This window comes from Kitasatospora sp. NPDC056731 (assembly GCF_040687675.1).
In the GTDB taxonomy this organism is placed as follows: Bacteria; Actinomycetota; Actinomycetes; order Streptomycetales; family Streptomycetaceae; genus Kitasatospora.
The window spans coordinates 1-17833 of the sequence record NZ_JBFBNR010000030.1 but is presented as its reverse complement, the minus strand read 5'-3'; the positions used below and the strand labels follow the sequence as shown (position 1 = coordinate 17833).

General features: G+C 69.9%; 17 protein-coding genes. 9 read left to right on the top strand and 8 right to left on the bottom strand.

Annotation, left to right across the window (positions count from 1 at the left end; all coding sequences use genetic code 11):
- The first annotated feature begins 1 nt into the window (after position 1).
- From AB0R04_RS26870 to AB0R04_RS26860, 3 genes are all read left to right on the top strand, one after another.
- Positions 2 to 1297, top strand: coding sequence for an ATP-grasp domain-containing protein (locus tag AB0R04_RS26870; RefSeq protein ID WP_363375586.1), 1296 nt, complete (start codon positions 2 to 4; stop codon positions 1295 to 1297).
- A gap of 137 nt (positions 1298 to 1434) precedes the next feature.
- Positions 1435 to 3972, top strand: a complete 2538-nt coding sequence (locus AB0R04_RS26865; RefSeq protein WP_363375584.1) for a penicillin acylase family protein — start codon at positions 1435 to 1437, stop codon at positions 3970 to 3972.
- A 5-nt stretch (positions 3973 to 3977) separates the two neighbouring features.
- Positions 3978 to 4382: a hypothetical protein gene (locus tag AB0R04_RS26860; RefSeq protein ID WP_363375582.1), complete on the top strand. Its 405-nt coding sequence runs from the start codon at positions 3978 to 3980 to the stop codon at positions 4380 to 4382.
- A gap of 238 nt (positions 4383 to 4620) precedes the next feature.
- Here the strand turns inward: AB0R04_RS26860 and AB0R04_RS26855 are convergent, their stop codons facing one another.
- The 7 genes from AB0R04_RS26855 to AB0R04_RS26825 all read right to left on the bottom strand — a co-directional run bounded on the left by AB0R04_RS26855 (position 4621) and on the right by AB0R04_RS26825 (position 9668).
- Complete coding sequence (locus tag AB0R04_RS26855; protein ID WP_363375580.1) at positions 4621 to 5010, bottom strand: hypothetical protein; 390 nt, start codon at positions 5008 to 5010, stop codon at positions 4621 to 4623.
- 123 nt (positions 5011 to 5133) lie between these two features.
- Positions 5134 to 5304: a hypothetical protein gene (locus AB0R04_RS26850; RefSeq protein ID WP_363375578.1), complete on the bottom strand. Its 171-nt coding sequence runs from the start codon at positions 5302 to 5304 to the stop codon at positions 5134 to 5136.
- A gap of 84 nt (positions 5305 to 5388) precedes the next feature.
- The gene (locus AB0R04_RS26845; protein WP_363375575.1) at positions 5389 to 6624 is read right to left on the bottom strand and encodes a site-specific integrase; all 1236 of its coding nucleotides are present in this window, start codon (positions 6622 to 6624) and stop codon (positions 5389 to 5391) included.
- 10 nt (positions 6625 to 6634) lie between these two features.
- The gene (locus AB0R04_RS26840) at positions 6635 to 6874 is read right to left on the bottom strand and encodes a helix-turn-helix domain-containing protein (protein ID WP_363375572.1); all 240 of its coding nucleotides are present in this window, start codon (positions 6872 to 6874) and stop codon (positions 6635 to 6637) included.
- Between the two features lie 431 nt (positions 6875 to 7305).
- Positions 7306 to 7629: a hypothetical protein gene (locus AB0R04_RS26835; RefSeq protein ID WP_363375569.1), complete on the bottom strand. Its 324-nt coding sequence runs from the start codon at positions 7627 to 7629 to the stop codon at positions 7306 to 7308.
- Positions 7630 to 7662: 33 nt separating this feature from the next.
- A complete protein-coding gene (locus tag AB0R04_RS26830; protein WP_363375566.1) occupies positions 7663 to 8238 on the bottom strand; it encodes a GNAT family protein in 576 nt (191 codons plus the stop codon).
- A 23-nt stretch (positions 8239 to 8261) separates the two neighbouring features.
- Positions 8262 to 9668, bottom strand: a complete 1407-nt coding sequence (locus AB0R04_RS26825) for a hypothetical protein (RefSeq protein ID WP_363375564.1) — start codon at positions 9666 to 9668, stop codon at positions 8262 to 8264.
- Between the two features lie 381 nt (positions 9669 to 10049).
- On the opposite strand from AB0R04_RS26825, the gene AB0R04_RS26820 reads away from it, so the two are divergent.
- The 6 genes from AB0R04_RS26820 to alaS all read left to right on the top strand — a co-directional run bounded on the left by AB0R04_RS26820 (position 10050) and on the right by alaS (position 16466).
- Entirely contained in the window at positions 10050 to 10883 is an 834-nt protein-coding gene (locus AB0R04_RS26820; RefSeq protein ID WP_363375562.1) for an aspartyl/asparaginyl beta-hydroxylase domain-containing protein, read from the top strand.
- 55 nt (positions 10884 to 10938) lie between these two features.
- Positions 10939 to 11811: a hypothetical protein gene (locus AB0R04_RS26815; protein WP_363375560.1), complete on the top strand. Its 873-nt coding sequence runs from the start codon at positions 10939 to 10941 to the stop codon at positions 11809 to 11811.
- Entirely contained in the window at positions 11808 to 12407 is a 600-nt protein-coding gene (locus AB0R04_RS26810) for an LOG family protein (protein WP_363375557.1), read from the top strand. The genes AB0R04_RS26815 and AB0R04_RS26810 overlap by 4 nt, the downstream gene beginning before the upstream one ends.
- Positions 12404 to 12952: a phosphoribosyltransferase family protein gene (locus AB0R04_RS26805; protein WP_363375554.1), complete on the top strand. Its 549-nt coding sequence runs from the start codon at positions 12404 to 12406 to the stop codon at positions 12950 to 12952. The genes AB0R04_RS26810 and AB0R04_RS26805 overlap by 4 nt, the downstream gene beginning before the upstream one ends.
- Entirely contained in the window at positions 12949 to 13617 is a 669-nt protein-coding gene (locus AB0R04_RS26800) for an HAD family hydrolase (RefSeq protein WP_363375552.1), read from the top strand. The genes AB0R04_RS26805 and AB0R04_RS26800 overlap by 4 nt, the downstream gene beginning before the upstream one ends.
- A gap of 221 nt (positions 13618 to 13838) precedes the next feature.
- Positions 13839 to 16466, top strand: coding sequence for an alanine--tRNA ligase (gene alaS, locus AB0R04_RS26795; protein ID WP_363375549.1), 2628 nt, complete (start codon positions 13839 to 13841; stop codon positions 16464 to 16466).
- A 68-nt stretch (positions 16467 to 16534) separates the two neighbouring features.
- On the opposite strand, the gene AB0R04_RS26790 is transcribed toward alaS, so the two are convergent.
- The gene (locus AB0R04_RS26790) at positions 16535 to 17056 is read right to left on the bottom strand and encodes a GNAT family N-acetyltransferase (RefSeq protein WP_363375546.1); all 522 of its coding nucleotides are present in this window, start codon (positions 17054 to 17056) and stop codon (positions 16535 to 16537) included.
- Positions 17057 to 17833 lie beyond the last annotated feature (777 nt).

Genomic DNA, 17833 nt, shown 5'->3' with positions numbered 1-17833 from the left:
CATGGGCGGCTCGAACCCGGCGCCCCCTTCGTCCCCGGCGTCCCTTTCTCCCCCGGTGCTGCTGGTCGTCTACGGCCGGGGCTCGGCCACCGCGCGCGGGGTCCTGACCGCCGGGCGGCGGCTGTGCACGGCGGTCTTCCTCGGCGACCTCGGCGACCCGAAGGTGGCCGCCGACCTGGCCCAGCTGCCGAAGTCGGCCACCGTGGTGGACACGGCCGGCCTGACCGAGGAGCAACTCTGCGACCGGGCCGCCGAGTTCGGCGCCGCCGGAGTGATCACCTTCAGTGACCACCTGCTCCGGACGGCGGCCGCCGTGGCCGCGCGGTGCGGCCTGCCGTTCCACGACCGGGCCACCGTCGAGGTCCTGGTCGACAAGTTCCGCCAGCGCGAGGCCCTGGCGGCGGCGGGCGTGCAGGCCACCGCCTGCCGGACGGTCCACTCCGCCGCCGACCTCGGCCCGGCCCTCGCCGCGACCGGGCTGCCCGCCGTCCTCAAGCCCCGCTCGGGGGCCGGCAGCGTGGACACCTGCCTGGTCCGCAGCGCCGCCGAACTGGCCGACCGGTACGCCGAGTTCACCGAGGGTGTGGCAAGCCCGGCGGTGTTCGTACTGGAGGAGTACCTGGTCAGCGACCCCACCGTGGTGGGGGAGTTCTGGGGCGACTACGTCTCGATCGAGTCCGCGATCCGCGACGGCGAGATCCGCACCGTCGCGGTCACCGGCAAGCTGCCACTGGCTCCCCCGTTCCGGGAGACCGGCTACTTCACCCCGGCCCTGCTCCCCGCCGGCCTGGCCGACGAGGTCGTGGCCCTGGAGCAGCGCGCGCTGCGGGCGCTCGGCATCCGCGAGGGCGTCACCCACACCGAGATCAAGTTCACCCCCGACGGGCCGCGGCTGATCGAGGTCAACGGCCGCCTGGGCGGGCACGTCTCGGACGTCCTCAAGCGCTCGGCCGGGACGGACCTGCTCGTCCTCGCCCTCCGGCTGGCACTCGGCGCGTTCGACCCGCCCGAGCCGGTGCTCGCCCTGGGCGCGGGCTGCCCGAAGGTGGCGTTCCAGTACTTCCTCTCCCCGCCCGCCGACGGCCTCGCCCCCGGCCCCGCCCAGGTGCTCGACGGCCTCCAGCACCTCCCCGGGGTGGACCTGGTGGACGCCCGGATCGACCCGTCCTGGCGGGCCGACTGGCGGGCCGGCACCGAGTGGCTGATCGGCACGGTCTACGGCTCCGCCCCCGGACACCCCGAGCTCCGGGCCACCGTCGAGGGCATCCACCGCACGATGGCCGACTTCTGGTCCTGACGGCGCCCTGAGCCCCCGCCTCGACCCCGGGCCCCCTCGCCCCGCCCTCGCCCCGCCCCTGCCCCACCGCACCCGCCCAACCTCGCACCCCTGGAGTCAACTTGCCGCGGCGCATACGCACAGCCACCCACGCGGCGGTGGCAGCCGTAGTCTCCGCCCTGGTCCTCGCGCTGCTCGCGCTGGGCATCGGGCCCATCCCGGCCCTCGGCACCGCCCTCGTCCCCGGGGCTGGGGCGTGGGACTCCGCCGCCGGCGCCGAACTCCCGCACACCGAGACCCTCACCCTGGCGGGCCTGAACGCGCCGGTGACGGTCGCCTTCGACGACAACGGCGTCCCCGCCGTCAAGGCCGCCTCCGACACCGACCTGTTCCAGGCCCAGGGCTACCTGCACGCCCGCTTCCGGCTCGCCCAGCTCGACCTGGAGCGGCGCGCCGGGCGCGGACGCCTGGCCGAACTCAACGGGCCCGGGAGCGTCGAGTCCGACCGCTTCGAACTCCAGATGGGACTCCTGCGCACCGCCGAGGCCACCTGGGCCGCCACCCCACCCGACAGCCCGGCGGGCCGCGCCCTCACCAGCTACACCCGGGGAATCAACGCCTGGATCTCCGAGCTGCGCCACAACGGGCAGTGGCCGGCGATCTTCTCCCTCACCGGGGTCTACCCGGCCGACTGGACGCCGGTCGACAGCCTGGTCATCCAGGAACTCCTCACCCAGAGCATGGACTTCACCAGCACCCCGCTGGACTACGCGATCTTCCGGGAGTCCCTCGGCGAGGAGCGCACCATGGACTGGTTCCCGGTCCACGCGCCCAACGACCAGCGGCCGTACGACGTCGGGCCGTACCGCGACCTCGGCATCGCGCCGCTGCCCGCGAACGTCAACACCGCCGGGCCCGACGGCCAAGCCGCCGCCAACCGGTCGGAGCCCCGCCCCGCGCCCGTCGCCCCCACCGGGAAGCCCGACCCCGCCGGGGAGGCGACCGCGGCCCACGCCCTGCTGGACACCATCCGCGCACTCCCGGCCACCCAGGTCCACACCTTCCCGGACAGCAACGCCTGGGCGGCGAACGGCCCGGCCGTGGCGGGCGGCAACGCGATGCTCGCCGGCGACCCGCACCTGCCGATGACCCTGCCCTCGTACTGGTACCAGATCGCGCTGTCCTCGCCGGAGACCAATGTCACCGGCGCCAGCATGGCCGGCATGCCCGGCGTGCTGATCGGCCGCAACGCCAACATCTCCTGGTCCCTGACGGACGGGCAGAACCAGTCGACGGTCTTCTACAGCGAGCAGACCAGCCCCGACCACCCCGGCCAGTACTTCTGGAACAACGCGTGGCACCCGATGCAGCGGGTGGAGTACACCATCCCGGTCCGGGGCGGCGACACCGAACACCTCGCCGTCGACCTCACCGTGCACGGGCCGGTCCTGACCCGGGCCGGACAGACCACCTCGGTCAGCTGGATGGGCAACATCCCCTCCCCCGACCTGGCCGTCCTGCTCTCCGTCAACAAGGCCCGCGACTACCAGGAGTTCCGCACCGCGCTCGCCGACTGGCACGCCCCCACACTCAACTTCGCCTACGCCGACGGCGGCGGCAACATCGGCGTGGTCGCCGCCGGGTACTTCCCCCTCACCAAGGGCGGCAACCCCTGGTTCCCGATGCCCGGCACCGGCGAATACGACGTGGTCGGCGCCATCCCCTTCGACGCCACCCCGCAGGTCCACAACCCGCCGAACCACGTGGTCGCGACGGCCAACCAGCGCCCCGTCTCCGCCGACTACCCGTACTACATCGGCACCACGCTCAACGCCTTCGACAACGGCTACCGGGCCAACCGGATCTACCAGTACCTGGAGAGCCACCAGGCGATGACCAGCGCGGACTTCACCACGCTGCAGAACGACGTCACGGACTACCTCGCCACCGTCATCCTGCCGCACCTGAAGACCGCCCTGGCCGACCAGCAGCTCGACCCCCGCCAACAGGCCGCCCTCGACGTCCTGAACCGCTGGGACCACACCATGAAACCCGGCGTCGCCGGCGGCCCGATCTGGTGGACCTTCTGGAACGACTACCTGGAGACCACCTTCCAGCCCTGGTGGGACCACGCCAAGGTGCCGGTCGAACGCGACCGCCTGTACCTCAAGGTCTCCAGCGCACTGCCCAGCCTCGACGAGAACCTCGAAGCCTGGACCCTGCACGACCCGACCAACCCGGCCTTCACCTCCCCCGGCGGCCCGACCCGCACCGCGACGGACGCCATGCGCACAGCATTCACCCAGGCCGTCTCCGAACTGTCCCAGGACCTCGGCAACGACCCCGCCACCTGGACCTGGGACCGCGTCCACACCCGGCAGATCCCCTCCCTCACCGGCGCCGAAGCCCTCGGCTACGGCCCCAAGCCCGCCGAGGGCGACCGCTGGACCGTCAACGCGGCCGACGGCGGCATGAACTCCACCTTCGGCCCGAGCTGGCGCATGGTCGTCGACTGGAAGAGCCCGGACACCGCCACCGCGCAGGCCGTCTACCCCGGCGGCCAGAGCGAGAACCCGGCCTCACCCTGGTACCGGAACTTCATCCCGTACTGGTGGGAGGGCCGAAACCCGCCGCTCCTGATGGCCGCCGACCAACCCGCCTCCACCAAGGTGTGGACCCTGCGACCGGGAGCCTGACCACCATGACGCAACAACACCCCTCCCCCTCCCCCTTCCTCCCCCTCCTCCTCCCCACTCTCCTCGCCACCACCGTCATAGCCCTCGGCTCCCTCTGGTCCCTCTGGCACCTCCCCTTCCTCTGCGGCCTCGCCCTCGGCACCACCACCGCCCTACGCGGCCAACGAGCCCGCACCGCCGTCCTCACCGCCACCACAGCCGCCCTCGCCGGCTGGGCCGCCCCCCTCCTCTGGCGCACCGCCACCGGCGAAGCCGTAGCCGGCACCGCCCGCACCCTCGCCGCCCTCGCCGGCCTCCCACCCCTCGCCTCCCTGATGATCACCGCCACCCTCCTGATCAGCCTCCTCCAAGCCCTCCTAGGCGTCTGGCTAGCCCGCACCACCACCGCCACCCTCCGCCCCACCCCCTGACCCCACCCCCCACACGCGTGGAAAGCGTGTGGGGAGCACCCCCTCACGAGTTCGAATCTCGTATCCTCCGCCATGGCTGACCAGCCATAACGAAGGCCCCGACCGCCCAGCGGTCGGGGCCTTCGTCGTGCTCTGGTCTCAGTTTTGGTCTCATTCGCGCTTCGTGGCCTGAGAGCTGATCCTCGACCGCGCGTTCTCGGCCTGGTCCTCGCCTCAGCCCGTTAGGACAGCCGGCCTTTCACTCCTGCTCTGTAGGCGGCCCTTGCTGCGCGCTGGTGCCTTCAGGTCGTGCCAGCCTCTGCTCCCCACTGACCGGGGAAGCTTTCAGCGCCTTCGCAACAGAGCCGATGGCGTGAGGGATGTCCTTCAGGGTCTGCGCCTGGTCGGCGATCTTCGCCAGGCTCGCCTCGATCGTTCCCCTCTCAAGCGCGGATGCATCGATGGCATCCAGGTCGATGGTGTAGGTCAGAGGCGCCGTTGCCCCGAAGGGGCCTGTGGCATTGACCGTCACGGTGTACTGCCGCGGCAGATCCGGGCTGGCGAACAACCTCCCCCCAAAGGCGAAGTGCCACTCAATACGCCGGCCAGGAGGTAGCAGAGGAATCGTTCGCGCGACGACGCGGGCCAACCTCTGATCCCACGCCTCCGATTCCCCTCCCTGTAGTGGCGGAGAGATGGCCAGCCGTACGTCACGGACCAACGTGGACCCGGCGTTCTCAATGCGGAACATCAACAGGCCCGAGCCCCCGACCTACGGAACGATGTCCACCAGCACGTACGGCTCGGCGGCACCTCTACGGATCTGCTGTGCCAGTTGAAGCTGTTGGTTGGCCACCCGCGTCTGGCTGCGACTGTAGAAAACGGCCACGACGCTGACCAGCACAGCAGCCGCTGAGAACGTCAAGGTGAGGATGTCGGTCACAGCAGCCAGCGTAGGGACCGCCTCCGACAAACGGTCCTGGCTATGTCGGCCCCGCCATGATGGCGGGGCCGACATAGCCCGAGATCAGCCGTCGCGCCCCAGACAGTCCGGGCTCGGCTGGCCCCACAGGGCCGCGCCGATCTTCCTGCCGACATCGTTCAGCATCGGCTCGGTGACGTGCTGATAGCGCTGGGCCATCGAGGTCGACGACCAACCCATGATCGCCATGACGATCCGCTCCGGCACACCGAGCAGGAGGAGGACCGTCGAGGCAGTGTGGCGGGCGTCGTGGAGGCGGCCGTCGCGGATACTGGCCTCGCGCAGGAGCCGCTTCCAGTGGTGGTAGTCGGTGCTGGGGTTGAGCGGCTCGCCGGTCTCCGAGGTAAAGACGTATCCCTTCTCCACCCAGAGGTCCCGGGCGAGGGCCCGCTCGCGGTCCTGCTCCTCCTTGTGCTGCCGGAGGATCACGACGAGTTGCTCAGGCAGTGGCACCGCGCGTCGCCCGGCCCGGGACTTGGTGTCCTTGGTCTCGCGGCGGATCGGCTCCTTCTGCAGGCAGAAGCCCGGCTTGCGTCCGCAGCGGTCGCCACAGCCGTGCCGGTACTTGGGCCGCAGCCGGCCGCGCTTGACCCAGGCGACGTCGCGGGCGAAGTCGATGTCCTTCCACTGGAGCCCGAGCACCTCGCCCTGCCGCAGACCAAGAGCAAGCGCGAAGAGCCAGCGGGCGGAGTTGCGGCGCTTGCGCGCCGTCTCCATGAGCGCCTGGACCTCCTCGATCTCGAACGGCTCGACCTCCTCCTCTTCGAGCTTCGGGGCCTTGGCGATCGTGGCCACGTTGCGGGTGAGGTGGTCGCGCCGCAGGGCCTCGCCGAGGGCGATACGAATGGTGCGGTGGGCCTGGTGGGCGGTGCCAGCGGCGCTGCCGGCGGCCTGCATCTTCTTGTAGAAGCGCTCCAGGTGCTCGGGTTCCAACTTGTCCAGTCGGTGGGCGCCGAGGCCAGGGACGAGGTGCACGCAGACGGCGACCTCGTATCCGGCGTACGTGTTCTCGCCGACGGTGCCAGGGACGATCTCGGTGATCCAGTGGGTCAGCCACTTGCCGACCGTCCACTTCTGGCCGGCCTTGGGCACGGTGCCGCTGTCGCGCAGCTTCTCCAGCTTGCGGACCTTGGCCGTGACCTCGGTGCGGGTCTTGGCGCTGACGTGGCGGCGGTCGGGAGTGCCGTCGTCCTTGACGCCGACCGTGACGCGGCCGTGCCAGCGCCCGTCGCTGCCCTCGTAGATAGAGGAGTCGCCGTTGGGCTTCCGGGTGTTCGCCATTCGCTCCCCCTCAGGCCGCGAGCGCGACAGTCGAAACGGGCGCCTGCGTACGGGCGGCCACGTACTCCTTGAGCGCCTCGGCGGGCACTCGGCGGAGACGACCGATCGTCACGGACGGGACTTCGCCGGAGGCGACCAAGGCGTACATGGTCGTCCGGCCAACGCCGAGGCGACGGGCGGCTTCTTCGACAGTGAGGGCGACCCTCGACGGCCTCACCCCCGACAACCGCACCCTCATCACCCGGCTCATCGCAGGCGAAACCGACACGAGCCAGACCCAACAGGGCGACTGACCCACGCACGCAGCAGGGCCGAGGTGTCGGTTCGATGCCTTCTACGGCGCTGAAACGGTCCGCCGGTTGCCATCACCCACGAATACGCCACTTCGGGGTACGACTGCTCCGCCAACTTGACGAGGGCAGCGGACGCCAGGCACCGCAACCTTCGCCGAGTGGGGACGTGTCGGCGTAGGTTCGAGACACGGCACCTGACGGCGCCGTGACAGCCCGATTTGGCGGGAGTGATCGTATGGAGAGCGGTCCCGACAACATCCCCCTCTTCTGACGGTGGCCCACAGGGTTGGTGGCTCGCATGGCCAGGGATGTCGTACTGCGGGGGGATCGACCAGCGTCTCTCCGACCGAGACCGGATTCACGCCCGACGTAGGAGCTTGCTCCTGCCTCAATGACGACCGGCCCGGCGCCCACGGGGCGAGGCCGCCTCGACGGGAGCGCCGGGTGGCGCTTCCCGGGCCGGTTCGTCGTTGAGGAGGATCGATCGCCAGACCCGCTCCTGGAGTTCCTGGATGCAGGGTCCGCAGGCGTACATCGCTGCCTGGGCGCCAGCCACGCTCGCCGGGCCGATCCACAGCACGCGTGTCCACTGCTGGCCGCAGTAAAGCCAGCAGAAGCCGTCGACCCAGTGGTTGCCGTCGTCCGTGGCGGCCGGAGCAGGCAGGCCGCCACGGACGAAGTCGGCGATCCCGGGTATCACCTGGTGGGGCACTGCCAGGTCCGTAAGCACACGTTCCCCCCGGGGTCAGCTTCCGTCGGCAGCGGCGGTCTCCACCCAGTCGATCGGCGACCACTCCTGTTCCAGGATCGAGTAGGTGATCGAGTCGCGCCATGCGCCTCGGACGAAGACGTGGTCGCGGATACGGCCGTCCTCGGTCATCCCGGCCCGGAGCAGGGTTCGCGCCGACGCCTCGTTGAGCGGTGATCGCGCGGCCCAGACACGGTGCAGGCCAAGCCTGTTGAACGCCAGCGCGCACAGCAGATGGACGGTCTCCGTGCCCAGCCCCCGCCCCCACACGGCGGGGTGCAGGGCGAAGCCGATGGTGGCCGCCTGCTGGGGCTCGGTCGCCAGGCGGGCGTAGCCGATCAGGTCGTGCTGGCCGAGTCGGGTGACGGCGAGGCAGTACTCCGTCCTTGGGTTGTCCTTCGCCGACGCGATTGAGCGGTCGGTGATCAGCTGGACCTGGTCCAGGGTGCGCGGCTCGAAGCTGAGATGCCGAGTGGCCTCCGGGTCGCCGTAGATGGCCAGAAGGGCGTCGGCATCCCCGGGTTCGACTTCGCGCAGTGCCAGGCGAGGGCCGGCCAGGTGGACTGAGGTCATGGCTGCGGAGCCTACCGGCGTGGTCACCGGATGAGGACCGACGTCGGGGTGGCGGTGAAGGCTTCGATCTCCTCGCGCAGGTTGATGACCGCTCCGCCACCTCGGCGGCCGTCGGCTTGCAAAGCGTTGTGGACGCGCTGAGCACTGCTGGTGATACCGAAGTTCCGTTGCTCGACGGGGAGATCGAGCACCGGGCGGACAGCCTCGGCCGCGCCCTCGAACTCGCCGCGGGCGATGCGGGCGAGCGCGAGATCGGTCTGGGCGCCGGCCTCGTCGCCGAAGGCCCACTCGTCCTCGGAGGCGTCGCGGTACGCGGCGACGGCAGCCTCCGACTGCCTCTCGCCGAGCGCGGGGTCCTCGCCCAGGTGCACGGTGGCCTCAGCGACGTAGTAGAGCTGTCGGGGCACCAGGAAGGTCATGATGCCGCCGAAGCCGTCGAGGTCGTCGAGCTGGACCGACGAGCGGGCGTCCTCCGCTCGCTGGATGGCAGCACGCGTGGCCTCGGCGTCGCCGAGCAGGGCGTTCGCGCGAGCGGACAAACAGGCGAGCCACACGCTCGTAGTTCCACGAACGCTGTCGGCAGCGGACTGTCCGAGCGCGGCGTAGTCGGCGGCTTCGCCGGGGCGGCCGGCCCAGTAGGCGATGAGCGACTGCAGGGAGCGGATCCAGGCGCGCATCGCGTGGTGGTCAGCGTTGTCGGCGCACACGTAGGCGGTGCGGGCCTGCATCATCGCGGCGCTCGGGTTGCCCAGGTCGTGGCTGGCTTTCGCGAGCATTCCCGAGGTGATCCCGGCGAGGAGGTACAGGTCGCGGGCCTGCAGGGGCTTGACCCTGCCGTGCTCCAGCAACCGGAAGGTGAGGTCCTGGACCTCGACTAGGTCACCGAGGAGGGTGGGGAGGGCGAGCCGGGGATAGGCGGCGGTAAGCCGCCGCACCTCGTCATGGATCTGCCCCAGCGTCTCCGGGCCGACACCGCTGCCTTCCGCCATCGCGGTGAATCGAAGCGCACGACGAGCTGCCATCACAACCTGCCTTTCCAATTCCCTGGTGCCCGCGTCGAGGCGGGTCTCGATGCTGAACGGGCCACCAGCAGGCAGCACGTGCGCCTGCTCGGACGAGAGGAGGACGGGGGCCGGCCGTGGTGGTGGGACGAAGAACGAGGGCGCGACGGCTTCCGGACTCGATTTCTCCGGGGCAGGCGCCAGGAGAAGATCGACGCTGACTCCGAACATGGCCTCAAGAACCCGGCACAGGTCCGGATACGGCCGTGTCTTGACCGCGCCGCCGTACCAGCGTTCGAACTGACGCTTGGAGACCGACAGCCCCTCCAATCGAGGGTCGTCGTCCTCCTGCGCCAGCCGGTTGGCCGTCGCTTCGAACCGGAGCCGGAAGGTCTCGTGCACCTGCCAGTGCCGCTGTAGCGTCAACACCCTTAACAGCGTTGGATCTTGAGCCACAGCAGATCCTCTCCGATCCCCGTTCGTCTGTTCTGACGATAGCCCTGGCAGCTCGGCAGGAAACCCCTTCAGGCGCCTCCCGGCCGAGATGGCGGTGCTCATGACGGTGGTCATGACGCGCGACGACGCAAGCCTCTCGCTCCGCCCGCGAACGACGGCGGCCAGAAGACGGCAGCAGCGTCGTATCGAAGCCCCTCGACGCGCCGCCATCCTGAGCACTCCTTCGCTTTCCGTGCACTTCTGACAGCGAAGCGTGAGATCAGCTGCTGAGACCAGCAGCCCCCGAGAACACCCACGGCGAGCACCACGTGGACCCTGCCTGCCGAGCGGCAGGCTGGCAACGGGAGGGAACTGATGGACAACACCTTGACCACCCTGGCCGGGCAGATCGCCCAACTGGACGCGGTGGATCCCGCACAGCTCGAACGGATTCGCCACGAGGCCCTGACCGCGCGGGCCCCCTGGAAGGCGGAGTACAGCGCCTACCAGTCCGGCGGCTGGTGGACGACCTCGCTCATGAACGCCTCCGGCGACGCCGGCGACGTGACGATCGGCGACTGCACCGCCCAACCGACCGAGCTCCTCGGACAGATGCCCGCCACCGCCGCGCTGCTGACCGAACTGGGCCTGAACTACATGTGGGTGCGCCTGGCCCGACTGGAGGCCAACGCCTTCCTCTGGGAACACCGTGACTACGACGAACTCGACCAGGTCGAGCGGCACCGGCTGCACATCCCGCTGCACACCAACTCCTCCGCGTTCCTGGTCACCGGCGGCACGAAGGTGCACATGACCGGCGGCCGGATCTGGCGGCTGACGCCGACCTACGCGCACGGGGTGTGCAACCTGCTCGGCCCCGACCGCATCCACCTGATCGCCGACGTGTACGCCGACGACGTCTACCGGCGGCTCGCACGGCGCCCGTCCCTCCACCCGGCAGCTGCGGAACCGCTGCCCACTCCTGACGAAACGACCCTCGCCGAACGGCTGGAAGCCGCCCGCGGCATGGCAGCGCTGGGCTACAGCGATGCGGCCGAACGCATGCTGCTGCGGCTGTTCTACGCCTACGCCCTGCCCGAGGGCACGGTCTACGACCTGATCGCCGAACTGCACACCTCGCTCGGCGACATGGAGGCCGCGACGCGCTGGACGGTGGCCAAGCGGCGCCTCCTCGCCCTCACGCCCTAACCATCTCGCTCATCCGCACTGTCCATCCCCGCCGGAATCCGAACGGAGGACGCGCATGCCCACCCTGCAACTGGCCGAGCTCACCCAGGCCAACCGCCCGACCCAGCTCCCGCTCCTGGCGAAGCTCGCCTACATCCTGGCCACCTCCCCGGCCGTCACCCACCTGATGGTCCGCGGCTCACTGGCCCACGGCACTGCCGACCGCCTCTCCGACGTCGATTTCGTCGTCGGCGTCGACGACGCCCAGCTGCCCGCCTTCGTCGAGGCATTGGACGACCTGATGGCCATCGAGGCCGGCGCCCTGCTGCCCGGCTGGCGCGACACGATCGTCGCCGACCTCGGCGGCGTCGGGACGGTCTTCCTCATCCCGGACGAGGGCAGGCTGCACCAGATCGACCTCTACCTCGCGCCCGCCTCCCGCATCCCCCACCTGCAGGCGGCGGTCGCCACCGCCACGCTCCTCAACCGCCGGCCCGCACCCGCCGCACCGGAGGAGGTCGCGCTGGCCGAGCGCTTCGCCGTCGAGTTCCTCGCCCGGCCGCGCTCGTGCACCGAGCTGCTGATCGAGCACCTGGTGCTGGCCGTACTGCTCCACAAGCGCATCAAGCGCGGCCAGCGGTTCGTCGCCTACGCCGAGTGGCACCGGCTGCACACCGCGACGAAGGACCTCATCAAGACCGCCCTCGCGCCGACCTCCCGGTACTGGGGCTGGTACCAGCTGCGCGAGGAGATCGCCGTCACCCCGATCGGCCGGGCCTGCCTGGGCGCCCTGGACGCGGCGATCAGCGGGCCGGCGATCCCGCTGGCCGCAGACGTCGACTCGGCGATCGAGCGGATGCTCGCCCTGGTGAACCGCACCTGCCCGGAAGCGCTCGACGGACTGCGCGACGCCGTCGCCGCCTACCGCACCTACCTGGAGCTGGTGTGAACGCGCTCCACCTCTCGGGCCCGGCGACCAGCCGGGCCCGAGAGGGCCTCACCGCCGTCTTCTTCGGAGGCGTCGTTCCCGCCTCCGAAGAGGAAGAGAAGCTGGCCGAGGAGATCGGCCGAGCCCTGGCCCAAGCCGGGTACTCCCTTCTCCACGGCGGCTACAACGGGCTGATGGAGGCCGCCGCCCGCGGGGCCTCCTCCCAGGGAGCCGCCGTCACCGCGGTCACGCTGATCGGCAAGCACGACGAGTGGGGAGCGTTCAACCCGCACGCCACCTCGTCGGTCCACCTGCCCGACCTCGGCGCCCGCCTCAACCACTACCTGGAACACGCCGACTTGGTCGTCGCGATGGGCGGCGGCGTCGGCACCCTGCACGAGCTGACCGCCGCCCTCTACTACGCGACCACCGTCCGGCCCGTGCCGGTGTACCTCGCCGGGCCGACCGCCCTTCGCCTACTCGCTTTCCTGCGCGAGCAGAAGTGGCTCTTCGAGACGTCCACCCGACCGCTCGGCTTCCTCGCCGCCGCCGAGTCCGCAGACGCTTTCCGCGCCCACCTCACCGCCCACGCCACAGCCCCGATCGGAGGGACATGACCACCAACACACCGCTGGCCGGCCTCGCCGCCAGGCTCACCGAAACCGCATACGTCAACGCCCCGTTCAAGCTCGCCGACGGCACCCAACTCGACGCCTACTTCGACGAGTACCGTCTCGCCGCCGACCCGACACTCCTGCGCGACGTTGCCGCCGCCATGACCACTCTCGTCCCCGACAACGCCCAGGTCCTAGCCGGCATCGAACTCGGCGGCGTCCCCCTCGTCGTCGCCCTGTCCGCCGCCACCGGCCTGCCCGCCGTCTTCCTGCGCCGCCAGCCCAAGGGCTACGGCTCCCACCGCCAGATCGAAGGCGCCGCCATCGACGGCCGACGCACCGTCCTCGTCGACGACGTCGTCCGCTCCGGCGGCCAACTGCTCCACATGGCCCGCATCCTGCGGATCGCCGGAGCCCCCGTCGCCGATGCTCTGTGCGTACTGGAGCGCCCGCTCGGCGGACGCACGCTGTTGGGCGCCCAGCGGGTCACCCTGCACAGCCTGCTCACCCAGGCCGACCTGTCGCCCAGGAACGGAGATGCAGCGTGAGACGAGCCGCGCTCTTCGACGTCGACGGCGTCCTCGTCGACAGCAAGTCCGCCCAACTCGCCGCCCTGGCAGGGTTCGCGACCTCCGCACTCGGCCGCCGCGTCAGCGTCGCGGACTTCCCGTTGTGGGCCGCGACCACCCCGCGAGCGCAGGTGCTCGCCGAGCTGGGTCTGTACGGAGCGATCAACGAGGATGGTTGGGATGCGGCCACCTCCACGGCCAGCCTCGACGCCGTCGTCTTCCCGCACGTCGCGGATACCTTGAAAGTGCTCCGGGCCGAGGGCCTGGCCACCGGCATCGTCACCCGGCGGGACCACCGCCGGCTGGGATGGCTGCTGCCGATGGACATCCTTGACTTGATGGACACCGTCGTCTGCTACGAGGATGCGACGCCCAAGCCCGCACCCGACGGACTGCACCTCGCCCTCGACCGACTCGGCGTTCCACCCAACGCCGCCGTCTTCGTCGGGGACATGGACGCGGACATCCACGCCGCCAGAGCGGCGGGCGTCACCTCCCTGGGTGCGGGCTGGGGCTTCACCGATCCCCAGGCACTCGCAAGCTTCGGAGCTGACCTCGTCCTGCTCGACCCCGCCGAGCTCACCGACGTGCTGCTCGCCCTGCTGCAGGCGGGGTCATCCGACGCCGACAGCGAGCGATCTTGACGCCAGATCAGCTACGCTCGATGGTGCGGCGCACAGAAGATTCGGTCACGTGCGCTGCACCATCAGTGAGCAACGGATCTGGAGTCATGGTCTACACCGTGGGGGCGCGAGCTATCTGCGTCGAGCTGGAGAACTGAGAACCTCTCAGTCCCTGTTCTCGGCCCGGCTCGGCGTGTGATCTCCCCCCACCCTCCACGACTCTTCCGTGAGGCCATACCGCCATGCGCTCGACGCAGATCCGATCCACCTTCCTGGACTACTTCGCCTCCCGCAGACATCGCGAGGTCCCGTCCAGCCCGCTCATCCCCTCCGATCCGACCCTGCTGCTGACCAACGCCGGCATGAACCAGTTCAAGCCCTACTTCCTGGGCGAGGTCACCCCGGAGTACCCCCGCGCCACCAGCCTCCAGAAGTGCGCCCGGACCTCCGACATCGACAACGTCGGCCGCACCAACCGGCACGCCACCTTCTTCGAGATGCTCGGCAACTTTTCCTTCGGCGACTACTTCAAGGCTGACGCCATCGCCTACGCTTGGGAACTTCTCACCCAGGGCTACAACTTGGAGAAGGACCGGCTCTGGGTCACCGTCTACCAGGACGACGACGAGGCCGAGCAGCTTTGGCGCAAGATCGGCGTCCCTGCCGAGCGCATCCAACGCCTGGGCATGGACGACAACTTCTGGTCCATGGGCGTCCCCGGCCCCTGCGGCCCCTCCTCCGAGCTTCACTACGACCGAGGCCCCACCTTCGGCCCCGAAGGCGGCCCCGCCGTCGACGGCGAGCGCTTCATGGAGATCTGGAACCTCGTCTTCATGCAGTCCCAGCGCGGCGAGGGCGACAAGAAGGGCAACTTCCCGATCCTCGGCGACCTCGCCCAGCAGAGCATCGACACCGGCCTCGGCCTCGACCGCCTCGCTACGATCCTCCAAGGTGTCGAGAACGTCTGCACCACCGACCTGCTCCTGCCCACCCTCAAGACGGTCCAGGAACTCGCAGGCCGCGACTACCCCGGCACCGGCGAGGAGAAGGTCTCCTTCCAGGTCGTCACCGAGCACGCCCGCTCCATCGCCTTCCTCATCGCCGACGGCGTCCTGCCCGCCAAAGACGGACGCGGCTACATCCTGCGACGCCTCATGCGCCGCGCGATCCGCCACGCCCGCCTGCTCGGCATCGACCAGGACATCCTCGCGCCGATCACCAGCAGCGTGATTGCCAACCTCGGCGACGTCTGGACCGAACTCTCCGACCAAGCCGCCCTCATCGAGCAGGTCGTCACCGCCGAGGAGGAGTCGTTCACCCGCACCCTCGCCCAGGGCACCCGCCTGCTGAACGCCGCCCTCACCCGCAACCCCACCGTGCTGACCGGCGACACCGCCTTCGAGCTGCACGACACCTACGGCTTCCCGATCGAGCTGACCGTGGAGGCCGCCCGCGACGCCGGACTCATTGTCGACGAGGACCGGTTCGCCGCCCTGCTCGCCGAGCAGCAGAAGCGCGCCAAGGCCGGCGGCAAGACCAAGACCGCCAACGCCCTGCGCCGCCAGGACGCCTACCGCGAGCTGTCCGCCCGCCACGGCCGCACCGAGTTCGTCGGCTACGACGACATCGCCGCCGAAGGAACCGTCCTCGGCCTGATCGCCGACGGCACCGTGGTGCCCGGCGCCGACCAGGGCAGCACCGTCGAACTGGTCCTGGACCGCAGCCCGTTCTACGCCGAGTCCGGAGGCCAGGTCGGCGACACCGGCACCATCAGCACAGCCAGCGGCGCGCGTCTGGAGGTGCTGGACACCAAGCCCGGGTTGGAGGGCTTCCACGTCCACACCGTGCGGGTCCTCGAAGGCGAGGTCCGCTCCGGCGAGCAGGCCGAAGCGCTGGTCAACGGCCTGCGCCGCGAGGCCGTCGCCCGCTCGCACTCGGCCACCCACGTGCTGCACGCCATGCTGCGCCACACCCTGGGCGACCACGCCCGCCAGCACGGCTCGCTGGTCGACGCGGGCCGCCTGCGCTTCGACTTCGCCCACTTCTCCGCCGTCGACCGCACCCAGCTCGCCGCCATCGAGACCATGGTCAACGACCACCTCCTCGATGACCCCAAGGTGCGGATCTGGCACGCCACCCGGTCCGAGGCCGAGGCGGCCGGAGCGATCGCACTGTTCGGCGAGAAGTACGGCGACCACGTCCGCATCGTCGACATCGGCGGCTTCTCCCGCGAACTGTGCGGAGGCACCCACGTCGCCCACGGCTCCAACGCCGGCCCCGTCCGCATCCTCGGCGAAGCCTCCATCGGCTCCAACCTGCGCCGCATCGAAGCCCTCACCGGCCGCGACGCCCTCACCTACTACGACACCGAGCGGCGCTTGCTCGAAGAACTCTCCGGCCTGCTCGGCACCCGCCCACAGGACGCGCCGGACACGCTCCGCAAGCGCCTCGACGCGCTCACCACCGCCCAGCAGGAACTCGGCCGCCTCCGCGACGCCGAACTGCGCAGCCGCGCCCAGCAGCTCGCAGGCCGCGGCAGCAGGATCGTCACCGAGAAGGTCACCGACCTCGGGCCGGACGAGCTCCGTACTCTCGCCGCCATCGCCGCCGACCTCCTGGGCAACGCCCCCGCCATCGTCGTCCTCGGCACCGAGCACGACAACAAGGCCCTTCTCGCCGCTGCCATCACCCGCGACCTGCAGGCCACCGGCACCCAGGCCAGCCAGATCCTCGCTGCGGCGGCACGCGCCGTAGGCGGCGGAGCCGGCGGCAAGGGCCCCATCGCCAGCGCTGGCGGACGCCAACTCGACGCCCTCGACGAAGCGCTCGCCCTCGCCGCCCAGGAGGCGGCACGCACTCTCGGCGAGTAACTCCCGCAACGGCTTCTGGGGGAGTCCCCAATTTGGGGACTCCCCCAGAAGCCGTTGCCAGATCTACGTCAGCCCGCCGACAGCTCCTTCGCGAGCACCACGCTCTCGTAGTTCGTCACATCCCATCGCCACGTCCCGACCGGCCGATACCCCCGCCGGCAGTACCAGCCCAGCAGCTCGACCGCCTCGGCCGACGTGTCGATCACGATCTGCGCCGCGCCCAGGGCAGCAACCCGCTCCTCTGCCAGCACCAGCAGCCGCTGCCCCAGCCCCGTTCCCCGCAGCGATGGGTCCACTGCCAACTGCCAGAACGCACCGGCCCCCGCCGGGGCCGGGTACCCCTGTGGCACCTCGAACGGAACAGCCACGGTCACGGTGCCCACTAACTGATTCCCGCGCAGGGCCACCCAGCACTCGCCCTTTCCGAGACGATGCGCGGTGTCCTGAAAGGACTGGTAAGAGGCGAAGAAAACCCGGCCAGCCACAGCGTGATCAGCGTAGGCACGGTGCAGCAGGCTGGTCAGTTCCTCGATGGAGTCACCCGCAGCGAAGCGCCCGACGACAACTGATTCGCCTGTGCGAAGCACCATCGATTCGCGCGCTGATTGCCTAGTCACATGATCAAGTATGGCGCGAGCGGTGACTCAACGCCTGCTGAGTCACCAGCGCGCCTATCTCCCGAACCGCCTCATACCTCTCGATCGTGCAGGTGAAGCTCGGCATCGTCGAGCCGAACCACCCAGCTGTACTTCGACACGCGCACCGCTTCCGCGCCGCTGATCCCAGCAACGGGATGCGTCAAAGCAGCAACCACATCCTCCGGGAAAGGACACCCAAACCATTCAAGATCCCACCTAGACCCAGACCCCCATAGTCGACAGGATGCACTCCATCGAGCCCGCTCTGGTGTCCGATCAAGTGGATCTGCAAACCAGCATCCGAGATCAAATGTCCTGCCAGGATCTCGAAGCGACATGCGGACACAGAGCCCCGCCAGGAGTCGCTTCATCGCGGGACCAGTCTCCGGAACCGCCGCAAGCATGCCTGACTCGTCAGCAGTAAGCGGGTCGCCCAACCCAAGTTGCCGACTCGGAAAGGCCCGGAGTCGGCCTCGCTGCTGCTCAGGTGGAAGTACGTCGCGCTCACTGACATACATCTGGGCTCCCGTCGGAAGGTGCCGCAGCCGCCAGAGTTCGTAGCCCATGCCCGCTTCCACACGCATGCCGGGCAGCTGAGGGGCAGCAGCGGTCCCGACCAGGCGCCGCATGACGTTACTGACTTCGGCGCTTCGGGGTGATTGGCCTGTTCGTGTAGCTGACTGACGGTCATTTGCGCGCTATGCCGTAGGTATGCGATATGCGGATGGG

Bases quoted from the DNA above. Each gene is read 5' to 3' on its own strand.
- AB0R04_RS26790 (WP_363375546.1), bottom strand. From the start codon at position 17,056: ATGGTGCTTCGCACAGGCGAATCAGTTGTCGTCGGGCGCTTCGCTGCG.
- AB0R04_RS26820 (WP_363375562.1), top strand. From the start codon at position 10,050: ATGGACAACACCTTGACCACCCTGGCCGGGCAGATCGCCCAACTGGAC.
- AB0R04_RS26815 (WP_363375560.1), top strand. From the start codon at position 10,939: ATGCCCACCCTGCAACTGGCCGAGCTCACCCAGGCCAACCGCCCGACC.
- AB0R04_RS26870 (WP_363375586.1), top strand. From the start codon at position 2: ATGGGCGGCTCGAACCCGGCGCCCCCTTCGTCCCCGGCGTCCCTTTCT.
- AB0R04_RS26830 (WP_363375566.1), bottom strand. From the start codon at position 8,238: ATGACCTCAGTCCACCTGGCCGGCCCTCGCCTGGCACTGCGCGAAGTC.
- alaS (WP_363375549.1), top strand. From the start codon at position 13,839: ATGCGCTCGACGCAGATCCGATCCACCTTCCTGGACTACTTCGCCTCC.
- AB0R04_RS26840 (WP_363375572.1), bottom strand. From the start codon at position 6,874: ATGAGCCGGGTGATGAGGGTGCGGTTGTCGGGGGTGAGGCCGTCGAGG.
- AB0R04_RS26805 (WP_363375554.1), top strand. From the start codon at position 12,404: ATGACCACCAACACACCGCTGGCCGGCCTCGCCGCCAGGCTCACCGAA.
- AB0R04_RS26860 (WP_363375582.1), top strand. From the start codon at position 3,978: ATGACGCAACAACACCCCTCCCCCTCCCCCTTCCTCCCCCTCCTCCTC.
- AB0R04_RS26845 (WP_363375575.1), bottom strand. From the start codon at position 6,624: ATGGCGAACACCCGGAAGCCCAACGGCGACTCCTCTATCTACGAGGGC.